Below are 19,215 nucleotides of genomic sequence, written 5' to 3'. Positions count from 1 at the left end.
GCCCCCCGGATGCTTCCGGCTCACCCCGGCACCGTCAGTTCGAACCAGACGGTCTTTCCGCTCGCGCCGGGCCGGGTGCCCCAACGACGCGAGGAGCCCGCGACGAGTTGCAGACCGCGCCCGCCCTCGTCCTCGTCGCGGGCGACGCGTTCGCGCGGCGGGTCGGGCAGCGGGTCGGAGACCTCCACCCGCAGCGCGTCGTCCAGCCCGGCGGGACGTACGAGCCGTACGCCGATGGGGCCGGTGGCGTGCCGCAGCGAGTTGGTGACCAGCTCGCTGACCAGCAACGCGGCGAGATCGGCCAGGCAGTCGAGGTGCCAGCCGTGCAACTGGCCGCGGACCGCGGCGCGGGCGGTGCGCACGGCACCCGGTTCCGCGGGAAAGGTCCACTCGGCGCAGTCGCCATCGGTGTCGATCACGCCGATCACTTCCCAGGCCAGTGAGCCTACCCATGTCCGGTTTCGTGGGGTTAATGGGCACATACCCGATATCCAGGGGGCAGTACCGCGCGGGAGGGCGCACAGTGGCACGAACGGCGTAGGAGGCGCTCAGTGCGGGCCGCTGATGAGCCGGGGTGAGACTTCACGGACCGCCGGGACGTCCTGGTCGAGCCAGTCCACTTCCCAGATCCGGTCCGGGGTCAGCCAGCGCAGTTCGTCATGGTCCTGGAGGGGCCTCGGCGCGGGGGAGCCGGGGCGCAGGCGGGCGGTCCACACCTGCAGGACGTACGGCGCCCGCAGCGGCCACTGGCCGGGCACGCGCTCGACCGCCTCGGCCTCGATGCCGAGTTCCTCGCGCAGTTCACGCACCAGGGCGTCCTCGGGCCGTTCGCCCGGCTCGACCTTGCCGCCGGGCAGCTCCCAGCGGCCGGCCAGGTCGGCGGGTGCGCTGCGGCGGGCGGCGAGCAGTCGGCCGCCGTCGAGGAGGGCGGCTCCCACCACCACGATCCGGTCCTTCAGCGGTGTGCCGGGTGTCATGGGCGTCATGGGGCGGAGCCTACGGGAGGGCGCGCCAGGTCAGTTGGGGCACGTCTCCCCGTGTCAGTTGCAGGCGCCAGGGCCGGGGTGGCCGGCACCGTCCCCGTGTCAGTTCCGGGCGCCGTCCCCGTTCTGGCCGATGCGCTCGACCCAGTAGAGCTGTTTGTGTCCCCGGTCGTCGAGGCTGTCGGCGATCTTCTGGGCCTCGGCGCGGGTCGCGTAGCGGCCGACGCGGTAGCGATTGCCGTTGTCGTCCTGCCGTATCACGATCCAGGGCAGGGAGACCGTCCCCTCACTCATGGTCCCCACCGCCCGCGCCGCTCCTTCTCGCACCACCCCACCAGCCTCCGCTTCCTGTCCCGGGCCCCCGCCGTGCCCCGCCTAAGGAAACCGCAATACGCATATGCCCGAGCGTACGCCCAACCTTTACGCAGCGAACACGCCTTTTCACAAAGAGGTATGCAACCAGCCAGAACGCAGGGGGCGCACGGATGCGAATGCGCCGTCGTGAGCGCCGCTGTCCCGAGTCGGAGGCATATCCGTGTGACCCCTGGTCACCAGGGAAAACGGCCGGATTACGGCGACGGCCGGGGCCCGGACACAGAACGCGCGACCGCCCGCCCTTCACCGGACCGCAGCGAGGGTGTGCGCTACCTCACTCAGGGGGCGCACAGCAGGTCAAACCTCGCGCAAGGGGCGCCGACGGCCAGGGCGGGTGCGGCGGTGGGCACGGCCAGGCGGAGCGACTGTCAGATCCGCGCCAGACGCGAGCCCATTACGGCTGGAGTTGGCCGCCCCGCCCATCACCGCGTCCAGCGAACGCCCCGACGGCCACGGCCCCGCCGTCGCGCACATACGGCCCCACCGTCACGACCCCACGGCCCCGCCACCCCGCGCTCAAGAACCTGCGGCCCCACGGCACCGCACCTCACCACCCGGCACTTCCCAGGCCGCCCACCCAACAGCACCACCCGCCCCAACCCGGCCGCCCGGCACTCCCGGGCCGGCCGCCCGCCACCCGTGCTCCGGCCGGACCACCCATCCCCGCCCCGCACTTCACCCCCACCGCCCCGGCACTCACGGGCCGACCACCCGCCACCCGCGCCCCGCAACACCGCCCGCTCCAACCCCGCCGCCCTGCATTCCCCGGCCGACCGCCCACCACCCGCGCTCCAGCCGGACCACCCATTCCCGACCCGCACTTCGCCGCCGCCCGGCACTCACGGGCCGACCGCCGCCCGCCACCCGGGCCCCGCCGGACCACCCGTGCCGCCCCGCACTTCGACCCCGCGACCCACGCTCCTGGGCCGACCGGCACTCGCGGGCCGGCCACCCGCACCCGCACTCCCGCCGAACCACCCGTTCCCGCCCCGCGCCCCCACCGGCACCGCCGTCGGCGCTCCTCACCTCACCGGCAAGTGATAAGCCACCCGGTACCGGTCCGCCGGGATGACCACGTCGGCCGTTTCCACCGGGCGGCCGGAGGCGTAGTACGTGCGGTGGACGACCAGGACCACGTGGCCGGGGACGCCGCCGAGCACGTGCAGTTCCTCGGCGAGGCCGGGACGGGCGCCGACCTCCTCGGTGACGTTGTCCACGATGACGTCGATGGCGCGCATGCGCTCGACCACGCCCATGCCGCCGAGCGGCCCCTCCTCGGGCAGCATCACCGGGGTGCGGCCGGTGACGGCGAGGGGCTCCCACGAGGTGGAGAGCATCATCGGCTCGCCGGCCTCCCGGAACAGGTACTTGGTGCGCATGACCCGGTCGCCGACCTGGAGGCCCAGCCGCTCGGCGATGGCCGCCCCGGCCTCGGCCTGTTCGCTGCTGGACTCCCAGGTGCCGCGCACCGAGGCGTCGGCCTGCTCCTGCCGGAAGGGCGTGGCACCGCTGGAGGGGCGGTATCCGGAGCGGGCCACGCGGCGGGGCACCGGGCGCTCGCGCACATACGTCCCCGAACCGGAGCGGCCCTCGACCAGCCCCTCGGCCATCAGCACCTTGCGGGCCTCGAGCGCGACGGTGTCCGAGACGCCGTACTCCTCGCGGATGCGGGCCTGCGAGGGCAGGCGGGTATGAGGCGGCAGTGAACCGTCGACGATCTTCTTGCGGAGATCACCCGCGACACGCAGGTACGCCGGCTGCTCACCGAAAGTCACTGGCCGCTCCCATCAGGTTGTACAGACAGCAACAGCCTGGCAACCGTGGGTTGTGCCACGCAAGCAAGGGCCAGAGAATCACCCGATGTGATTACGTGGGGCACGGGAAGGCTTTACCCAGGCACTTTCTCCTTATAGATGCATAGATGCGCTCACACGGCCGTGCTCACACCTGGACTGTGCTCACACCTGGGCGCCGTGGCCACACCGGCGGCACCCCGGGGCCGGGGGCGTTGCCAGGCCCAAGGCCTTCCGTACGGTGACCGACCGGTGCGGCTCGATCAGGCCGAGGGCGGTCTCCTGGCGGCCTGGCTGATATGGCCCTTGTGGCTGGTGGGGCTGCAAGACAGCGGTGTGGACACCGGTACCGTGCTCCTGGGGCGGGCGGCGGCAGCGCGCGGGACCGGTGGAGGCCGTGACCGGGCCGACGTGCGACAGACAGGGCATGGTGAGCGGGGCACGAACGGGGGGCGGAATGAGGGGGGACACCCTGCCCGGGAACCGGGTGGGCGACGAGGTCGTCCGGGCGGTGAACGGGCTCACCAAGCGGTGGGCCGCGTCGGCGCAGGACGGCACGGTCTTCTCGGCGGCCGGGGTCTGGCCGCTGCTGGCCTTCCTGGCGGACGGCGCGGCGGGCCCGGCCCGGGCCGAGCTGAGCGAGGCCCTCGGACTGCCGGCGGATCAGGCAGCCGGTGCGGCACGGGAGTTGCTCGGCGCGCTGGGCGCCCTGCCCGGTGTGGGCTCCGCCGTCGGCCTGTGGACGAAACGGACGGTGGAGCTCGTCCCGCCGTGGGAGGCGGGGCTGCCCGCCGAGGCGCACGGCGTGCTCACCGGGGACACCGGCGCCGACCAGCGGGCGCTGGACGCCTGGGCGGCGGACCGTACCGGCGGGCTGATCGACCGGATGCCGGCCACGCTGGACAAGGACACCGAGCTGGTGCTGGCCGGGGCGCTGACGGTGCGGACCCGGTGGCTCAGCCCCTTCGACGAGGTTCCGCTGGAGACGGCGTACGAACCCTGGGCCGCCACCGAGCGGTTGGGCCTGCGGCACAGGAGCACCCTGCCGGACCGGGTCGGCGTCGCCGACACCCCGCACGGCCGGGTCACCGAACTGAAGGTGCTCGGCACGGACGCGCTGGACGTGCATCTGCTGCTGGGCGAGAAGGGGACGGCGCCGGGCCGGGTGCTCGGCGCGGGCGTGGACCTGCTGCACCGGCCGCGCACGGTCGTACCGGGCTCCCGGCTGCCGTACGGGGAGGTGGGCCCCGGGCTGCGGGTGGTCGAGGAGCGCTGCGCGGCCCCCTCCCCGCCGGTCCTGGACGTGCTGACGGCCGCGTACGACGTGACGGCGGACCACGATCTGCTCCAGCGGCACGAGCTGTTCGGGCTGACCACGGCACGGGACGCCCGGCAGGGGCACTTCCCGGGGATCAGCGGCTTCCCCCTCGCCGTCGGCTCGGCCGCACAGAGCGCCCTGGCGCGGTTCGGGGCGCTGGGCTTCCAGGCGGCGGCGGTCACGATGGTGGGGGCGTACGGGGCCGGGATGCCACCACAACTGCGCCATGTGAGGCGGCGGGTGAACGCCGTCTTCGACCGCCCCTTCGGCATCCTCGCGCTGCACCGGCACTCGCGGCTGGTGCTGGCGGCGGGGTGGGTGACGGATCCGCTGCCGTTCCCGGAGCACCCGGGGCAGCCGGAGGATCCGTGGGACGACGAGTGAGCAAGGCCCTGTGGAAGGACGATCAGTGAGCAAGGTGACCGCCGAGACGGTCCGTGGGGTGAACGGGCTGACGGCCCGCTGGGCGCAGGCCCTGCCGGAGGGGACGGCCTTCTCCGCGCCCGGGGTCTGGCCCCTGCTGGCCTTCCTGGCCGACGGCGCCGCCGGCCCGGCGCGGGCCGAGCTGAGCGGGGCTCTCGGCCTGCCGGCGGATCAGGCGGCCGGTGCCGCACGGGAGTTGTCGGCGGCGCTCGCGTCGGTGTCCGGGCTGGACGCGGCGCTCGGCCTGTGGACGCACCAGGCGCTCACCCTGCGGGAGGAGTGGCGGGCCGGGCTGCCGGCCGGGACGTACGGGGTGTTCGGGGACGACCTCGTCACCGCGCAGGAGCGGCTGGACGCCTGGGCGGCCGAGCGGACCGGCGGGCTGGTGGAGCGCATGCCGGTGACGCTGACCCGGGACACGCGGATGGTGCTGGCCAGTGCCCTGGCGCTGCGCACGACCTGGCGGCAGCCGTTCAGCGAGCTGCCGCTGCGGCCCGGCTCCGGACCCTGGCAGGGGCGTACGCTGCGCGGCCTGCACCGGCGGAGCGTGCGGCCGGACCGGGTGGGTGTGACGGGCACCGCGGACGGCTTCGTCACCGCGCTGACGGTGCCCGGCGACAACGGCATCGACGTCCATCTGGTCCTCGGGGAGGAGCACATGAACCCGGGCGAGGTGCTCACGGCCGGGGTGGGGATCGTCGAGCGGGCGCTGCCGCTGACCGGGGGCGGCGCGCTGCCGCACGGGCATGTGGGGCCGGGCCTGTACGTGGAGCAGCAGCCGGCCGTCGAGCCGACGCCGCTGACGCTGGATGTGCGGACGGTGGCGTACGAGGTGCGCGCCGACCACGATCTGCTCGCCCTGGCGGGGCTGTTCGGCCTGACGGCGGCGACGGATGCGCGACACGCCCATTTCCCCGGCATCAGCGACTACCCGCTCGCCATCGGCGCGGCCCGCCAGTCGGCGCTGGCCCAGTTCGGCGCGCTCGGCTTCCGCGCGGCGGCGGTGACCGCGGTGATGGCGGCGCCGGGCGGTGCCCCGCCGCAGTACCGCTACGAGTCGACGGTCGTCCGGGCCGTCTTCGACCGCCCCTTCGGCTTCCTCGCCGTCGACCGCGAGTCGCGTCTCGTGCTGGTGGCGGGCTGGGTGACGGATCCGGCGCCGGAGCCCGTCATGAGCTTCCCGGGCGCTGTTCCTCCAGGACTCTGACGCAGCGGGCGAGCAGCCCGGTCAGCGCCTCGCGCTCGGCGTCGGTGAACTCCGCCGCGAGGGCCCGTTCGACGCGTACGGCGGCCGTGTCGGCCTCGGCCATGACGGCGCGGCCCTCGTCCGTGAGGCGGGTCTCCAGGACGTTCTTGTGCCACTCGTGCGGGCTGCGGGTGATCAGGTCGCGGTCCTGGAGGTTCTTCAGGACCGTGTTCATGGTCGGCGGCGTGACCCCGCACAGCCGGGACAGGGCCGCGGCGGAGATGCCGGGGTTGCCGGAGAGGTGGAGCAGCGCGGCGTACTGGGCGACGGTCAGGCCCGCGGGCTTGAGGACCGCGGTCTTCGTGGCGTTGAGGGCCTGCTCGGCCCGCTTGAGGTGGGAGCCGAGGCGCTCGGACGCGGGCATGGAGGTCACCCGGCCCAGATTAGTGCTTGGGCAAGGATGAAGGCCCTGATGGTGATTAATGCACTGACAAGCATTAGAGCTCTAATGTAGCTTTGCATTCGTCCTGCAGTGAGCAGCCGAACCGAGAGGCACCGTCGTGTCCCGTTCGATCCACCGCCGCACCCTCCTGACCGGCGCCGCCGCCGCGACCGTGGCCCTCGCCGCACCCCGGGCCACCGCGGCCGCCGGCCCCCGCATCTCCACCGCCTTCACCCTCCCGGACGCCCGGGCCTACCCCGAGGGCATCGCCCTGGACCCGCGCACGGGCGACGCGTACGTCGGCTCCTTCACGACCGGCGCGATCTACCGGGCCGCCGCCGGCAGCCGCGCCGCCGACGTCTTCCTGCCGGCCGGCGCGGACGGCCGTACGACGGCCAACGGGCTGAAGGCCGACCGCGCGGGCCGCCTGTGGGTCATCGACCACACCACCGGGATCGACGTCTACGACCTGCGCGACCGCTCCCTGCTGGCCCGCTTCCAGGTACCGGAGGGCGACCCGCGCTTCATCAACGACCTCGTGATCGGCGCCGACGGCACCGCCTACGCCACCGACAGCGTGCGCCCGGTGGTCTACCGGGTCACTCCCGCCGAGGTGGCCCGGGGCGGCAGCGCGCCGCTGGCCGCACACTTCGACCTGAGCGGCGCCGTCCCCCCGCACGCGCCGAACGCCTACGCCCTCAACGGCATCGTCGCCGACCCCACCGGGCGCCTGCTGTTCGTGGTCGACATGACCGGCGGCGGCCTGTACCGGGTCGACGTGACCGACGGGTCGGTCCGCCAAGTCACCCTGCACGGCGGAGACCTGGTGAACGGCGACGGCCTGGAGCTGTCCCACCGCACCCTGTGGGCGGCCCACAACCGGACCAACACCCTGACCCGCTGGCACCTCTCCCCCGACGGCACCGAGGCCCGCCTGACCCGCACACTGACCACGACCGACCTCCAGATCCCCACCACCCTGGCCCACACCCACCGCGGCCTCCTCGTCGTCCGCTCCCAGTTCGACAAGGGCGGCCCCATGGGGCAGGGGACACCGACCACGCCGTTCACGGTGGCCCGGGTGACGGGGATGTGAGCCTCGGGCCTCCCAACTGACCTACCGTCCGGTCGAGTTGAAGCACTACCGCCCCTGTGACCACGCCGCTACGCTGAGCCACTCGGCCGTCCACCGGAGGTGAGCAGTTGGGCACGACAGCGCATGGCGGCGGCACCGAGCCACGAAAGGCCGCGCTATTCGTTGACTTCGACAACATCTATCTCGGCCTGCGCAAGTTCGCCGGCGAGGCCGCCGAAGCCTTCGCCACACACCCGACGCAATGGATGAACTGGCTGGAGGCAGGGAGCGACACCGCGGCGGCTCCGCCCGGGAATCACGCCCGCCGGTTTCTCGTGCGGAACGTCTATCTCAATCCCGGACCCTTCAGCCCGTACCGGGCCGTCTTCACGAGCAGTGGGTTCCGAGCGATCGACTGCCCGACCCTGACCGCCCAGGGCAAGAACAGCGCCGACATCCATATCGTGCTCGACATCATGGACGCGCTCGCGAACCAGACCCGCTACGACGAGTTCGTCATCATGTCGGCCGACGCCGACTTCACCCCCGTGCTCCGGCGGCTGCGCGCCCAGGACCGGTGGACCACGGTGGTGACGGCAGGACTGAGCGCCCCGGCCCTGCGCGCGAACTGCGACACCCTGGTGACACCCGAACAACTCGTCGCGGCCATCCTCGGAGAGACGTCCGAATCGGCCGAGACGGCGCTGGACTACGTTCCCGCGCCGCTCAGGGCTTCCTCCGCGCCGGCCCGCGAGTTCGCCGGCGAGCGGGCACAGGCCGAGCCGAGCGGGGATGTCGAAGCCGTCGCCGTGGCGATCCGCGATGCCGTCCGGCGCAACCCCCGCCCGCTCGCGGCCTCGAGCGCGGCGCAGGCGGCACTCGCCGTCGACCCGGAGATCAAGACATCGGGCTGGTACGGCGCGGGGTCGTTCCGCGCCTTCGTCGAACGCCACCTGCACGATCTGCGGTACGAACCCGGCGGAGCCGGCTACGTGGTCGATCCGGCACTCCGCCCGGCGGACGGCACACCGAGCGACGAACGGCTCGAGCGCGACCCCTTCCTCCAACGGGTGCGCACCGTGACGGGCGTACCCGCACTGCCGTCACAGGCATACGGCACCCTCTTCCGCGTCCTCGCCGAGGATCTGCAGGAGCATCCGTTCCACCTCACCGAGACGTCCAAGCGGGTGCGCGATCAGACGGACCTGCAGGGCACGCCGGTCCCGCGCAGCGCGATCAGCTTTGTCATCAAGGGACTCACCTACGCCAAGCAGAAGCTGACGGATGAGGCCACCGCCGAAGCCCTGGCCGATGCCTGGGTCGACAACATCTACACGCTGTGCGCGAACGAGCAGATGCCGCTGACGGAGGAGGACCGGCAGGCGATCCGGGCGTGGGTCACCGACAACGTCGTACCCGAGAGCACCGGATCAGCCGAGGGGCCGGACTCCTGAGGTACGCCGGCCGGGACGGCCACGCCACCAGGTCCCGTGCGGCAGCAGTAACGCTCACGTTCCCGCTCGGGGAGCTCGGCCGGCGGCGCGGCACCGGCATCCTCCACGTACCCGGCCGTGGTCAGGTCCGTCATCGCCTGGACGATGTCCGGGTCGGGCGGCCGCAGCTGCGGGTGGCGACGTCCGCGGTGCTCCGCGTACCGTCCATGGCCTCACGTCTGGTGTTCCGGCTTGATCCGAGGCCGCCGTATCGGGTGCACCGTCCTCTTCCCCAGTCTCTTCAGCCCCAACTCCCCGAAGGAGACCACCAGCGACAGCGGTGGCATCGGCGGCGCCTGAGCGGACGCGGATGATGGACCGCTTCCCCACGGTCGCGGAGGTCACCGAGTCGGCGCGGCAGCTGGTCTCCCGGTTTCCCGGAGCCGGCCGCCTGCGCCGGATCGGGACGTCCCGCGCGGGCCGTCCGATCCTGATGCTGTCCGTGGGGCACGGGCCGCGCCACATCCTGGTGGTCGCCCGACCGCACCCCGACGAGCCGGTCGGCGGCGCGACCGCGCTGGCGCTGGCGGAGCAGGTGGCACGCGGCGACCGGGTTTCCGCCCACTCCGGCTGTTCCGCCGCGACCGGGCGGTAGGCGGTGCGGTAGTAGGCGTCCAGGGTGTGGTCGGGGCCGGCCGTCGCCTCTTCGATTCCCGGGCTCAGCGCGGCGCCGTCCGGGTCCAGGCACAGGACGATGTCCCAGGTCACGACGGAGGGGTCGGTCGCCGCACCGATCGAGTCACGGCACCTCCCGGAGAGCCTGGCGCTGTTCCGTGTGATCGACGAACTGCGGCCGTTTCTCCAGTGCTCCCTGCACGGCGTCGAGGCGGGCGGCAGCTGGGTGCAGTTGACCCACGACCTGCCCCAACTCGCCGTACCCTTCCGCATGTCCGCCGCGGACCTCGGCATCCCGGTCCAGCACGGCACGTTCGACGCCCTGTACTGGGAGAACCCCGGCCCCGGGGTCTACGTCCTGCCTCCGCCGGACAGCACCGACCGCCTGGCGGCCGGGTCCGCGAACATCGGGCTGTCCACCTGGTGCGCACCCGCACGGTACGGCGGCGTCACGGCGATCGTCGAAGTGCCCATGTGGGCGACCGACATGGCCGACGACCTCTCCCCGCACCCGGAGCCCGCTCCGGCACTGCGCGAGCTGGCCGGGCTGGTACGGGAGGGCGGACGGCAGGTGAGCGCCGTCCTCGACAAGGCACGCGCCTTCCTCCCACCGGCCCGGCACAACCCGCCCCGACGCGTGCTGGAGTGGATGGCCGACGGCCTGTACGACCTGGTCGCCGACTCCTGGGAACCGCTGGCCCGGCAGGCGGCCGAGGCAGCCCACGCCGACGGTCCGCCGCCGTTGACGACAGCCCAGATCTGCGCCCTCGACATCGTGGCCCGCCGGCAGCCGCTGCGCGCCGCGGGTCTGCTGCTACGCCTGCTGAGGGCGGCGGACGACCCCGCCGCCCCCGGTCTGCACCGCGAGCTGGACGAACTCTTCACCGCATGGTGCAGGGACTTCGAGAAGGCCCTGCGGCTGCGCCGGGTGCCCGTGCACCATCAGGTGGAACACCAGGCACGCACGGTCATGGCAGCCGCGGAGACCGCACCGACCGCCCTCGGGTGAACACGGCGGAATGCGCTCCCGACGCCCCAGGTGACCGTTCCGGGACGACCCGCCAGGTCGCACCGACCCGAGGAGACCTCACCCACAGCCCGATCAGAGCGGGTTGAGACGAGCCTTGAGCAGGCAGAACTCATTGCCCTCGGGGTCGGCCAGGACATGCCACTGCTCCTCCCCCGTCTGGCCGATGTCGGCGCGGCGCGCACCGAGCTTCAGAAGGCGCTCGAGCTCGGCATCCTGATCGCGGTCGGTGGCGTTGACGTCGATGTGCAGCCGGGACTTCCCCTTCTCCGGCTCATCCCTGCGACTGAGGATGATCGTCGGCTGCGGACCACCGAACCCCTCGCGCGGCCCGATCTCCAACGTGCCGTCGTCCTCGCGATCGAGCACGACGAAGTCCAGGACCTCGCACCAGAACCGCGCCAGCACCTCAGGGTCGCGGCAACCGAGCACGAGCTCACTGATACGACATGCCATGACGAAACCTGCTCTCGGTGAAAACAACCCCGCGACGGTACCGGACGAGGCGAGCACGGGCGAAGCGATTTCAGGCCGCCCTGTCGGGGCAGCCGGGCAAGGCCGTCGGCCATGCCGCAGGCAGAAGAGCGCTGCCCCACCACCGCACGCGAAAGAGGCCGGCTCCCGGAAGAGCCGACCCCGTCTGACCTGCCTGTTCACCAGGGCGCCACGGTGGTGTTGTTCCGTCCGCTCACACGTTGAAGCGGAACACATGAGGGCAGATCCTGACCTGCGGCGGGACGCCGATGATGCTCCTGACCAGGTATTTTTCTGTTTGCAAGCGATGGCGTGCGACGGCCGCTCTCGACCGTCCTGCGGACTGTCTGCGGACTCATGGTGAGCAGTCGGGCCGCCCCGAGCAGAAGGCCAGCCGTCTGGGCTCCCGGGCAGCGAGGAAGCGCCCGCGCGGCCATCCGACTCTGGACGCGCCCCTGTCGGCTCGGCCGGTGGACCATCGGCGTCCGAACCTCAATCCACTGGATTACAAGTCCTGGTCACGGCATGACGAGTGGTTCCGGACGGTGCTTCGGGGTCCGGAACCACCAGGTCAGAGCACATTCACAGTGACGAGCGATCTACCTCGTGACGGCACGTGCTACACCGTGCGCTTACGCATCGCTCGCGCAAAAGAGGCTGCTGACCAGTGCGTGAGCCCCCTCCGGGGCGCCTCAGCTTTCGATCAGACTCAGGCAACATCAAGCCCTACGCCAATGGACCGGTGCAGTGCCCGGCTATCGGGGCTCGAGCCTCACCCACCTGCCCAGGCGTGATGCGTGCTCGGATCTTGGGCGGGGGGCAGGGGAACGTTGAAGGGCGCGGCCCGTCCTGATCATGTGATTCCACTCGCAAGATCGTGAAGGCCGCGCCCGTAAGCCACCTTGCCCGACCCTGCCCGCCTCTCGTCAACTCGCCGATCAACTCCGCGTCGAGGATGAGGAGTTGTGCACGCCCGCGAAACTCCCCTCGCTCCTGGAGGCGGTCGGCGCCGTGCCCGACCCGCGTTCTGCGCACCTGGTCACGTACCCTCTCCCGATGCTGCTCGGCCTGGTGGCCTGCGCCCTGTTGTGCGAGGTGCGCTCGCTGCGCAGTGTGATCCGCTGGGCGAACGGCCAGGGAGCAGGCATCCTGGCGGCGCTCGACGTCCCCGACGGTGATCTGGCGCAGTTGCCGGTGGCCACCACGCTCACCCGCGCCCTTGCCCGGATCGACGCCCACGCACTCGGTGCGGCCGTCGGCGCCTTCGTGCAGGCCCACGCCGCCGACCCGCTGGCCGGAATCGCGGGGGATCCGCCCATGCTGCAACTGGCCGCGGACGGCAAGACGGTTCGCGGCGCCCGCGACGCCGACGGCCTGCAGCTTCACCTGCTCGGTGTCTACCAGGTCTATCCCGGCGTGATGCTCGCTTAGCGCGAGATGCGCCACAAGCCCCACGAGACCGTGCACTTCACGCCGCTCTGACCTGATCGCAAACATCACCGGCGCGACGGTGACCGCCGACACCCTGCACACGGTGGCCGATCACGCCCGCTACCTGCACCGACGCGGCGCCTTCGGACTCTTCCCGGTCAAGGAGAACCGCGCTGCCCTGTTCGCCCAGCTCGACGCGCTCAACTGGGACGAGACCACGAACCCGCAGATCAGCATGGTCCGCACCGAGGAGACCAACAGCGGCCGCCACGAGACCCGCATCGTCCGAGTCCAGGCACTGGAAGACGGTCAGGTCAACTTCCCGCACGCCACCCAGGCTCTGCTGGTGGAGCGGTACACCACCGGCCGGGGAGACCAAAAGGTCCACGCGGACGCCGAACTCGGCATCACACCGCACCTGTCCAGGCCGCCGACGCGGCCACCCTCGCCCGCTGCGTGCGAGGCCAATGGGCCATCGAATCCCAGCATTTCGTCAGAGACGTGACCTTCGGCGAAGACGCCAGCCGGGCCCGCACCGGCAGCCTTCCCCGAGCCCTCGCCACCTTCCGCAGCCTGGCGATCAGCCTCGCCCACCTCTCCGGATGGAAGAACAACGCCGCCGCACGCACCGTCAGTTCACCTGATACCGCGTGCGGGTAGACCCCAACGATCTCGGCCCACTCCGCGTCTTTGGCCCGGGGCGTCGCCCTGCAAGGGCGATGGTGACGCGAACGGCCAGCCTGCACGTTTCGGCCAGATCGCCGGGCAAATCTCTCGGTTACAAGACGCTATTTGCCCACCGGTTGTCTGCCGACCCGTCTCCTGACCAGGTCCAATGACAACCGTAACGAATTCCGGACACTCTGCTGCTTCTAGCCAATCTCGTTATGCCTTCTGTGGTGACAGTTTACAGAGAGCTTACTGTGTCCTAGCGCGCTGTGATCATTGAACGCTTGCCCAGACCGAGACTCCATAAGGACGGCAATGATTTTTCTCTACTCGCGCTCAATCAAAATTCTGCTCGCTAGCCTTTCAGTCTGGGCGCTCCTTTTAACCGGAGTGGCCATATCCGCCGAGGCGCTTCCGCCTATCCAAAAAAATGGAGGGCTTGATGAACCGATAGGGCGCGACGTTCCTCACGCCGTAAGCCCGCAGAAAGCCATGAGCCTGAACCAGCGCCGCGCACAAGTTGCACGTGACGCAGAAATACGGTCTAGCCATGATTTTCAGACACAGAGAAAGAAGGGTGCCGCAAATTCACCAGGCTCCCACGAGCCTTCTGTGCGTCACCATGCCAGCACAACTCCGAGATACACATATTTCGCAGATGAGCTGCAACTGCTAAGAGAGGACGGCAGTGTTGCCAGCCTGAGCCACTTGGCGCCCAAACCTTCCTATGACACGGGTGACTTCGTCCCAATGGACGGCGAGAAGCTGACCATTCGTGCTGGCGTTTACTACGATCCAGGGGTGCCAGGACGACTGCAAGATCTAGATTTCGGCCTACAGAACGTACAGCTACGCGTCTCCTATCACTGTGGTTTCGACTTCTCACACGTAGCGGACTCCGTGTGGTCATCACAGACAATAAATATCAAGGCGCCATCATACGTTCACAGTCACTTCATTCTAGATGACCCTCCTGTCGACCCAACCGATCCGCGACCTCTTCCGAAATATCAGGCAGGGGCGCCGCTCGACTTTAGTTTTACCTATGATGCGACGCAATGCAGAAGGGCTCTAGCTGACGGCGATTTCGATCTAACCTCTGAGCCAGTCATCAGTATTGGCATAACAGAGCCGAACACTGACGGCACCTGGCCAAATGGTGGACCTACTCTCGGATATGGATGGGACGTCCGATCGCGTGCCCTCGCAAGCATTGGACCGAACCAGACGTACGGAAACTGCTCCAGTAACTCCGCAAGCACAGCGCACTGCCAGAGTGTCGGCGGGTTCGACGTCAATACTGCTACCGGGGCCTTCGGCCAGGTTCTGAATGATGGATCCACCCTGGGCGGATCCGACCAGGACTTCCAGCGAACGTACTCATCAAACAATGATGCGACGGGTTCTTTGGGCAGTGGATGGGCCGCATCATGGGACACCAAGCTCACGGTCTCAGACAAAGGTGACGCCACATTCCTCGCAGAAGATGGCTCCCGATACATCTTCACCAAAAACGCGGATGGCACTTACTCCTCACCCGTCACCTCCCATGCCGAGTTGAAGAGCGAAACTGACGGATACACCTTGCAGACCCGAGAGGGAAACAGCCTCCAGTTCGACAAGTCAGGCCTCCTTATTTCGCGGACCGACAAGCAAAGCCACACAACAAGTTACGACTACGACGCCTCAGGTCACCTATCTTCCCTGACAAACCCTCTCGGACATCGCGCAAACTTCAGCTACTCTGGTGACCTGCTGTCGGAAATCAGTCTTTCGGACGGCCGGAAAATTCACTACGGATACAACGATGGCCGGCTTACTTCCGTAAGTGACGCAAACGGCCTCGCCATGTCGTACGCCTACACCGGCGGAAGGCTTTCCAGCATTCAGGATGAGCGTGGAAACTACACCATTCGCAACTCCTACAACGTGGCTGGAAGAGTCTACGAACAGACCGACCCCACCGGAGAAAAGGTCAAGTTTTCATACAAGGGCGGCGAGACCGACGTAACGATGCCGGACGGCGGGGTCTGGAGCGACGTCTACAGCAGCGGCAACGTCCTACTCAATAAGTATGACCCTTTCGGGAATAAGACCTCATTCGAGTACACGTACCGACTCGACCCTCTCAAGGTCACCGACGCCGAAGGACATACAGTTACGACAGAGCCTGATGAAAAGGGACGACTCCGAGTAATTCATGCGCCGCTACATGATGAGCGATGGGACTACTCGTCGGACGGCGACATCCTCGACTACTACAACGGAAACAAGAAGGCATCCGGGTACTATTACGATGCCGATCATAAACTCACAAAGTCGACGGACGCGCTAGGAAAGCGAACTTCGTACACGTACAATTCTCGTGGACTGATCGAAACGGTCACCGATCCCCGGGGCAAGACTATATCGTTCGGCTATGATGACGGCGGCAACCAGACATCGCAAACCCTCCCCGACGGTTCCCGCATCACTCGCACCTTCGACGCAGCCGGACGCACAGCCAGTCTGACTGATCCACGAGGGAACGAGCCCAACGCCAATCCTGCAGATTTCACCACGACGTACGATTTTGATGCTGGCGGACGACTGAAATCCACCACGGACACTAAGGGAAACGCAAGCCACCGTGACTACGACGCCGCCGGTAATCTGACCGCAGTAACCGACGCGGCTGGCGAAGTCACCAATTTCAGCTATGACGCCGCCAATAGGTTGACCGATATTAAGGATCCCGACGGTCACACATCAAAGATCTCCTATGACGTGATGGGGAACGTCGCCTCACGTACTGACGCCTCCGGCGCGAGGACGACCTACACGTACGACAAGGCCGGCCACATGCTGACCATGACAACGCCGCTGGGCAACGTCTCCGGGGCGGATCCTGTCAAGTACACGTGGAAGTACGGCTACGACAAGGTCGGCAACCAGGTCACCGTCACCGACCCCGCGGGCAACACCACCAAGACCGACTACGACGCGGAATACCGGCCGATCGCCGTCACAGACCCGCTCGGACACGTGCGGAAGACTGAGTACGACGGCGAGGGCAACGTCACCAAGACCACCGATGCCCTCGGCAAGACCACCGTCTACGCCTACGACGACGACAGCCAGCTGCTCACCACGACAGACCGCGGTGGCAAGACCATCACCTACACCTACGACGACGCCGGCAACCTCGCCTCCGAGACGTCACCGCGGGGCAGCAAGACCACCTACGGCTACGACGACAACGGCCGCCTGACCACCAAGGTGGAACCGCGCGGCAACGCCTCCGGCGCCGACCCGTCCCAGTACACCTGGCGCACCGTCTACGACGCCGCCGGCAACATCGCCAGCCAGACCGACCCCTACGGCGTCAAAGCCGTCTCCAACACCTACGACGGCGACGGTCGCCTCACCGAACGCGCCGACGCCCTGGGCAAGAAGACGGTCTACGGCTACGACAAGCTGGGTCGGCTCACGACCGTCACCACCCCCGACGGCGGAACCACCACCCTCGGCTACGACGACCTGGGCAACCTGACGTCTCGCAAGGACGCCAACGGCCACACCACCAGCTACGGCTACGACGACTCTGGCCGCCTCAACAAGGTCACCGATCCCCTGGGCCGCGCCACTGCCTTCCTGTACGACGTCAACGGCAACCGGACTAAGACCACCAACGCCCGCGGGCAGACCATCACCAACACCTACGACGCCCGCAATCTGGTCACCAAAACCACCTACTCCGATGGCACCCCGGCCGTCTCACACACCTACGACGCGGCCGGCCACCCCAAGACCGTCACGGACGGCACCGGCACCAGCACCTTCACCTACGACAACGAAGACCGGCCGCTGACCATCACCTCCCCTGGGGCCACAAACCCCTACAAGTACACCTACAACCCCAACGGGGCCCTCAGCAGCCGGACCTATCCCGACGGTCGTGCCATCACCTACGCCTACGACGACGACGGCCACATCACGGGCCAGACGGCAGGCGGTAAGACCACGTCCTATGCCTACGACGCCGCAGGGAACCTCACCGCGACCAAGCTGCCCACGACCACAGCCGTCACCGAAGCTCGCACCTACGACAAGGCAGGACGCCTCGCCTCGCTCTCGGAAGGCACCGGCGCCCGCTACTTCCAACGGGACGACGACGGCCGCATCACCGCCGACTACTTCAAGGACGCCACCACAACCGGCCTCGCCGACCGCTACGCCTACGACGATGCCGGCCGGATGACCCGCGCCTGCACCGACGCCTCCACCACCGACTCCTGTCTCACCGGCAGCAGCGGCAGTACCTATAGCTATGACAAGGTGGGCAACCTCACCACCTCGTCCACCTCCACCAGCACCCGGACCAACACGTACGACGCTGCCGACCAGCTCACCAAACGCGTCGAAGGCACCACCACTGTCGACTTCACCTACGACGCCGACGGCAACCTCACCAAGGACGACAACGGCACCTATGTCTCCGACCCGGCCGGACACCTCAAGTCCGCCACTCTCGGCACCGACACCTACACCTTCGTCAACGATGCCGACGGCAACCGCACCACCACCAACAAGAACAACGCACTTTGGCGAACGACCCGGTGGGACCTGGTCGGCCCTCTGGCGCAGATCGCCACGGAGACCAACAGCAGCGGTGCCTTGATCGCGGACTACCAGTACAACCCCGGCGGCGTCGCCGAAGCGCAGAACCGCTCCGCTGGCGTCTTCTACATGCGCCACGACCGCCAGGGCTCCGTCACTGCGGTCTACGACGCGGCTGGCAAGGAGAACTACACCTACACCTACACCGCCTGGGGCGTGTCCACGGGCAAAGCGAACATCACCAACGGTCAGAGCAGCATTTTCGGCTACACCGGCCAGTACAAGGACCCCGCTCTCACCAGCCGCCTGTACCTGCGCGAGCGTAGCTATGATCCCGATAACCGGCGCTTCACCAGCCCCGACCCTGCTCCCGTAGGCAACGACAGCCCCAACCTGTCGACCTACGCCTACGCCAACAACGACCCCGTCAACCATGACGACCCCTCCGGCCGCTGCCCCGTCTGCGTCAGCGCCGGCATCGGTGCCGCCGTCGGCGCCGCCATCGAGGGGGGCATCTACGGGTGGCAACACCGCAATGGCGGGTTCACCTGGGGTGGCTTCGCCGAAGCTACCGGAGAGGGTGCCGTTACGGGCGCCATCGCCGGCGCCATCATGCCCGGCGCCGGCAACGCCGCCGCTCGTGCCCTCGGCCTGAGTGGCGGCCGTGCCCTAGCCACTTCCTCCGTTGTCAACGCCGGCGTGGGAGCTGGCCTTTCGTGGGCCGTCAACGAGGCTCATTGCCAGCCGACCACTCCCTGGGATCTACTGTTCGGTGCTGCAGGCGGCGCCAGCAGCAGCCTCGCCGGCCCGGCCTTCGACTGGCTCAAGGGCAAGTTCACTCCGCGGACGACGCCCCCACGTTTTGGTCCTGGGGCGGCTCACGCGGATGACCCCGCTGTTGCCCCAGTCAAGCAGCCCGGCCCGCATCTCGCTCTTGGCCTCCGTGACATCCGTGGTGGAGAGCGAGGCATCCTGCAGAAGTTCGCTCAAAAGATGGGAGCGATTCTCTACAACGATCCCATCTTCAACCTTCCCGGCGGTGGAGCCACTATGACCCCGAAGATGGTCAAGGACATGATCGACGTAGTGGTCGCGAAGAACGGAAAGATTTCCTTCAACATGCAAGGCATCCAGGGTGTCGACCAAATGCTGTCCGATGCACCCACGTACATCGGACAGTCTGTGACAGCCCACGAGCTCCGGTACGTGTGCGGGAACAAGGCAGCGCGCGCCATCACCACGTTCTACAACGGCGAAGCACCCTGCTAGATCAAAGGTGCCGATCCGTGCCTACGGCGAAAGGTGCCGCCCT

The 19,215-nt window shown here is 68.7% G+C and carries 14 protein-coding genes and 2 pseudogenes; 10 read left to right on the top strand and 6 right to left on the bottom strand.

Annotation, left to right across the window (positions count from 1 at the left end; all coding sequences use genetic code 11):
- Positions 1–20: 20 nt before the first annotated feature.
- The 4 genes from ACWDEN_RS08885 to ACWDEN_RS08870 all read right to left on the bottom strand — a co-directional run bounded on the left by ACWDEN_RS08885 (position 21) and on the right by ACWDEN_RS08870 (position 3,133).
- Entirely contained in the window at positions 21–482 is a 462-nt protein-coding gene (locus tag ACWDEN_RS08885) for an ATP-binding protein (RefSeq protein WP_351613769.1), read from the bottom strand.
- A 66-nt stretch (positions 483–548) separates the two neighbouring features.
- Positions 549–959 (bottom strand): (deoxy)nucleoside triphosphate pyrophosphohydrolase, encoded by a 411-nt coding sequence (locus tag ACWDEN_RS08880; RefSeq protein ID WP_351613788.1) that lies wholly within the window; start codon positions 957–959, stop codon positions 549–551.
- Between the two features lie 126 nt (positions 960–1,085).
- Positions 1,086–1,277 carry an SPOR domain-containing protein gene (locus tag ACWDEN_RS08875; RefSeq protein ID WP_055709733.1) on the bottom strand — a complete coding sequence of 64 codons (192 nt, stop codon included), beginning with the start codon at positions 1,275–1,277 and terminating at the stop codon, positions 1,086–1,088.
- 1,103 nt (positions 1,278–2,380) lie between these two features.
- Positions 2,381–3,133, bottom strand: coding sequence for a GntR family transcriptional regulator (locus ACWDEN_RS08870; protein ID WP_351613772.1), 753 nt, complete (start codon positions 3,131–3,133; stop codon positions 2,381–2,383).
- Between the two features lie 475 nt (positions 3,134–3,608).
- Here ACWDEN_RS08870 and ACWDEN_RS08865 point away from each other — a divergent pair, with 475 nt between their 5' ends.
- A complete protein-coding gene (locus ACWDEN_RS08865; RefSeq protein ID WP_450858140.1) occupies positions 3,609–4,853 on the top strand; it encodes a serpin family protein in 1,245 nt (414 codons plus the stop codon).
- A 25-nt stretch (positions 4,854–4,878) separates the two neighbouring features.
- Entirely contained in the window at positions 4,879–6,099 is a 1,221-nt protein-coding gene (locus tag ACWDEN_RS08860; protein WP_450858138.1) for a serpin family protein, read from the top strand.
- Here ACWDEN_RS08860 and ACWDEN_RS08855 read toward each other — a convergent pair.
- Entirely contained in the window at positions 6,062–6,502 is a 441-nt protein-coding gene (locus ACWDEN_RS08855; RefSeq protein WP_351613776.1) for a MarR family winged helix-turn-helix transcriptional regulator, read from the bottom strand. The genes ACWDEN_RS08860 and ACWDEN_RS08855 overlap by 38 nt on opposite strands.
- A gap of 136 nt (positions 6,503–6,638) precedes the next feature.
- On the opposite strand from ACWDEN_RS08855, the gene ACWDEN_RS08850 reads away from it, so the two are divergent.
- The 3 genes and pseudogenes from ACWDEN_RS08850 to ACWDEN_RS08840 all read left to right on the top strand — a co-directional run.
- The gene (locus ACWDEN_RS08850; RefSeq protein WP_450858136.1) at positions 6,639–7,616 is read left to right on the top strand and encodes an SMP-30/gluconolactonase/LRE family protein; all 978 of its coding nucleotides are present in this window, start codon (positions 6,639–6,641) and stop codon (positions 7,614–7,616) included.
- Positions 7,617–7,723: 107 nt separating this feature from the next.
- Positions 7,724–9,049, top strand: coding sequence for an NYN domain-containing protein (locus ACWDEN_RS08845; RefSeq protein ID WP_351613780.1), 1,326 nt, complete (start codon positions 7,724–7,726; stop codon positions 9,047–9,049).
- A gap of 349 nt (positions 9,050–9,398) precedes the next feature.
- A pseudogene (locus ACWDEN_RS08840) lies at positions 9,399–10,712 on the top strand (M14 family zinc carboxypeptidase); the annotation flags it as partial.
- A gap of 93 nt (positions 10,713–10,805) precedes the next feature.
- Here ACWDEN_RS08840 and ACWDEN_RS08835 read toward each other — a convergent pair.
- Positions 10,806–11,186, bottom strand: a complete 381-nt coding sequence (locus ACWDEN_RS08835) for a VOC family protein (protein ID WP_351613796.1) — start codon at positions 11,184–11,186, stop codon at positions 10,806–10,808.
- Positions 11,187–12,167: 981 nt separating this feature from the next.
- Between ACWDEN_RS08835 and ACWDEN_RS08830 the strand changes: the two genes are divergently transcribed.
- The 5 genes and pseudogenes from ACWDEN_RS08830 (at position 12,168) to ACWDEN_RS08810 (ending at position 19,172) form a co-directional block, all read left to right on the top strand.
- A complete protein-coding gene (locus ACWDEN_RS08830) occupies positions 12,168–12,635 on the top strand; it encodes a transposase family protein (RefSeq protein ID WP_450858133.1) in 468 nt (155 codons plus the stop codon).
- A 79-nt stretch (positions 12,636–12,714) separates the two neighbouring features.
- A complete protein-coding gene (locus tag ACWDEN_RS08825; RefSeq protein ID WP_388764905.1) occupies positions 12,715–13,140 on the top strand; it encodes a hypothetical protein in 426 nt (141 codons plus the stop codon).
- Complete coding sequence (locus ACWDEN_RS08820) at positions 13,137–13,295, top strand: hypothetical protein (protein ID WP_388764904.1); 159 nt, start codon at positions 13,137–13,139, stop codon at positions 13,293–13,295. Before ACWDEN_RS08825 ends, ACWDEN_RS08820 begins: the two co-directional genes overlap by 4 nt.
- A 324-nt stretch (positions 13,296–13,619) precedes the next feature.
- Positions 13,620–14,798: pseudogene (locus ACWDEN_RS08815) on the top strand (DUF6531 domain-containing protein); the annotation flags it as partial.
- Positions 14,799–14,861: 63 nt separating this feature from the next.
- A complete protein-coding gene (locus ACWDEN_RS08810) occupies positions 14,862–19,172 on the top strand; it encodes an RHS repeat-associated core domain-containing protein (protein WP_388764936.1) in 4,311 nt (1,436 codons plus the stop codon).
- Positions 19,173–19,215: the final 43 nt, after the last annotated feature.

The sequence above is a fragment of the Streptomyces sp. NPDC001153 genome, from assembly GCF_053598315.1.
This window is presented reverse-complemented; position numbering and strand designations above follow the sequence as displayed.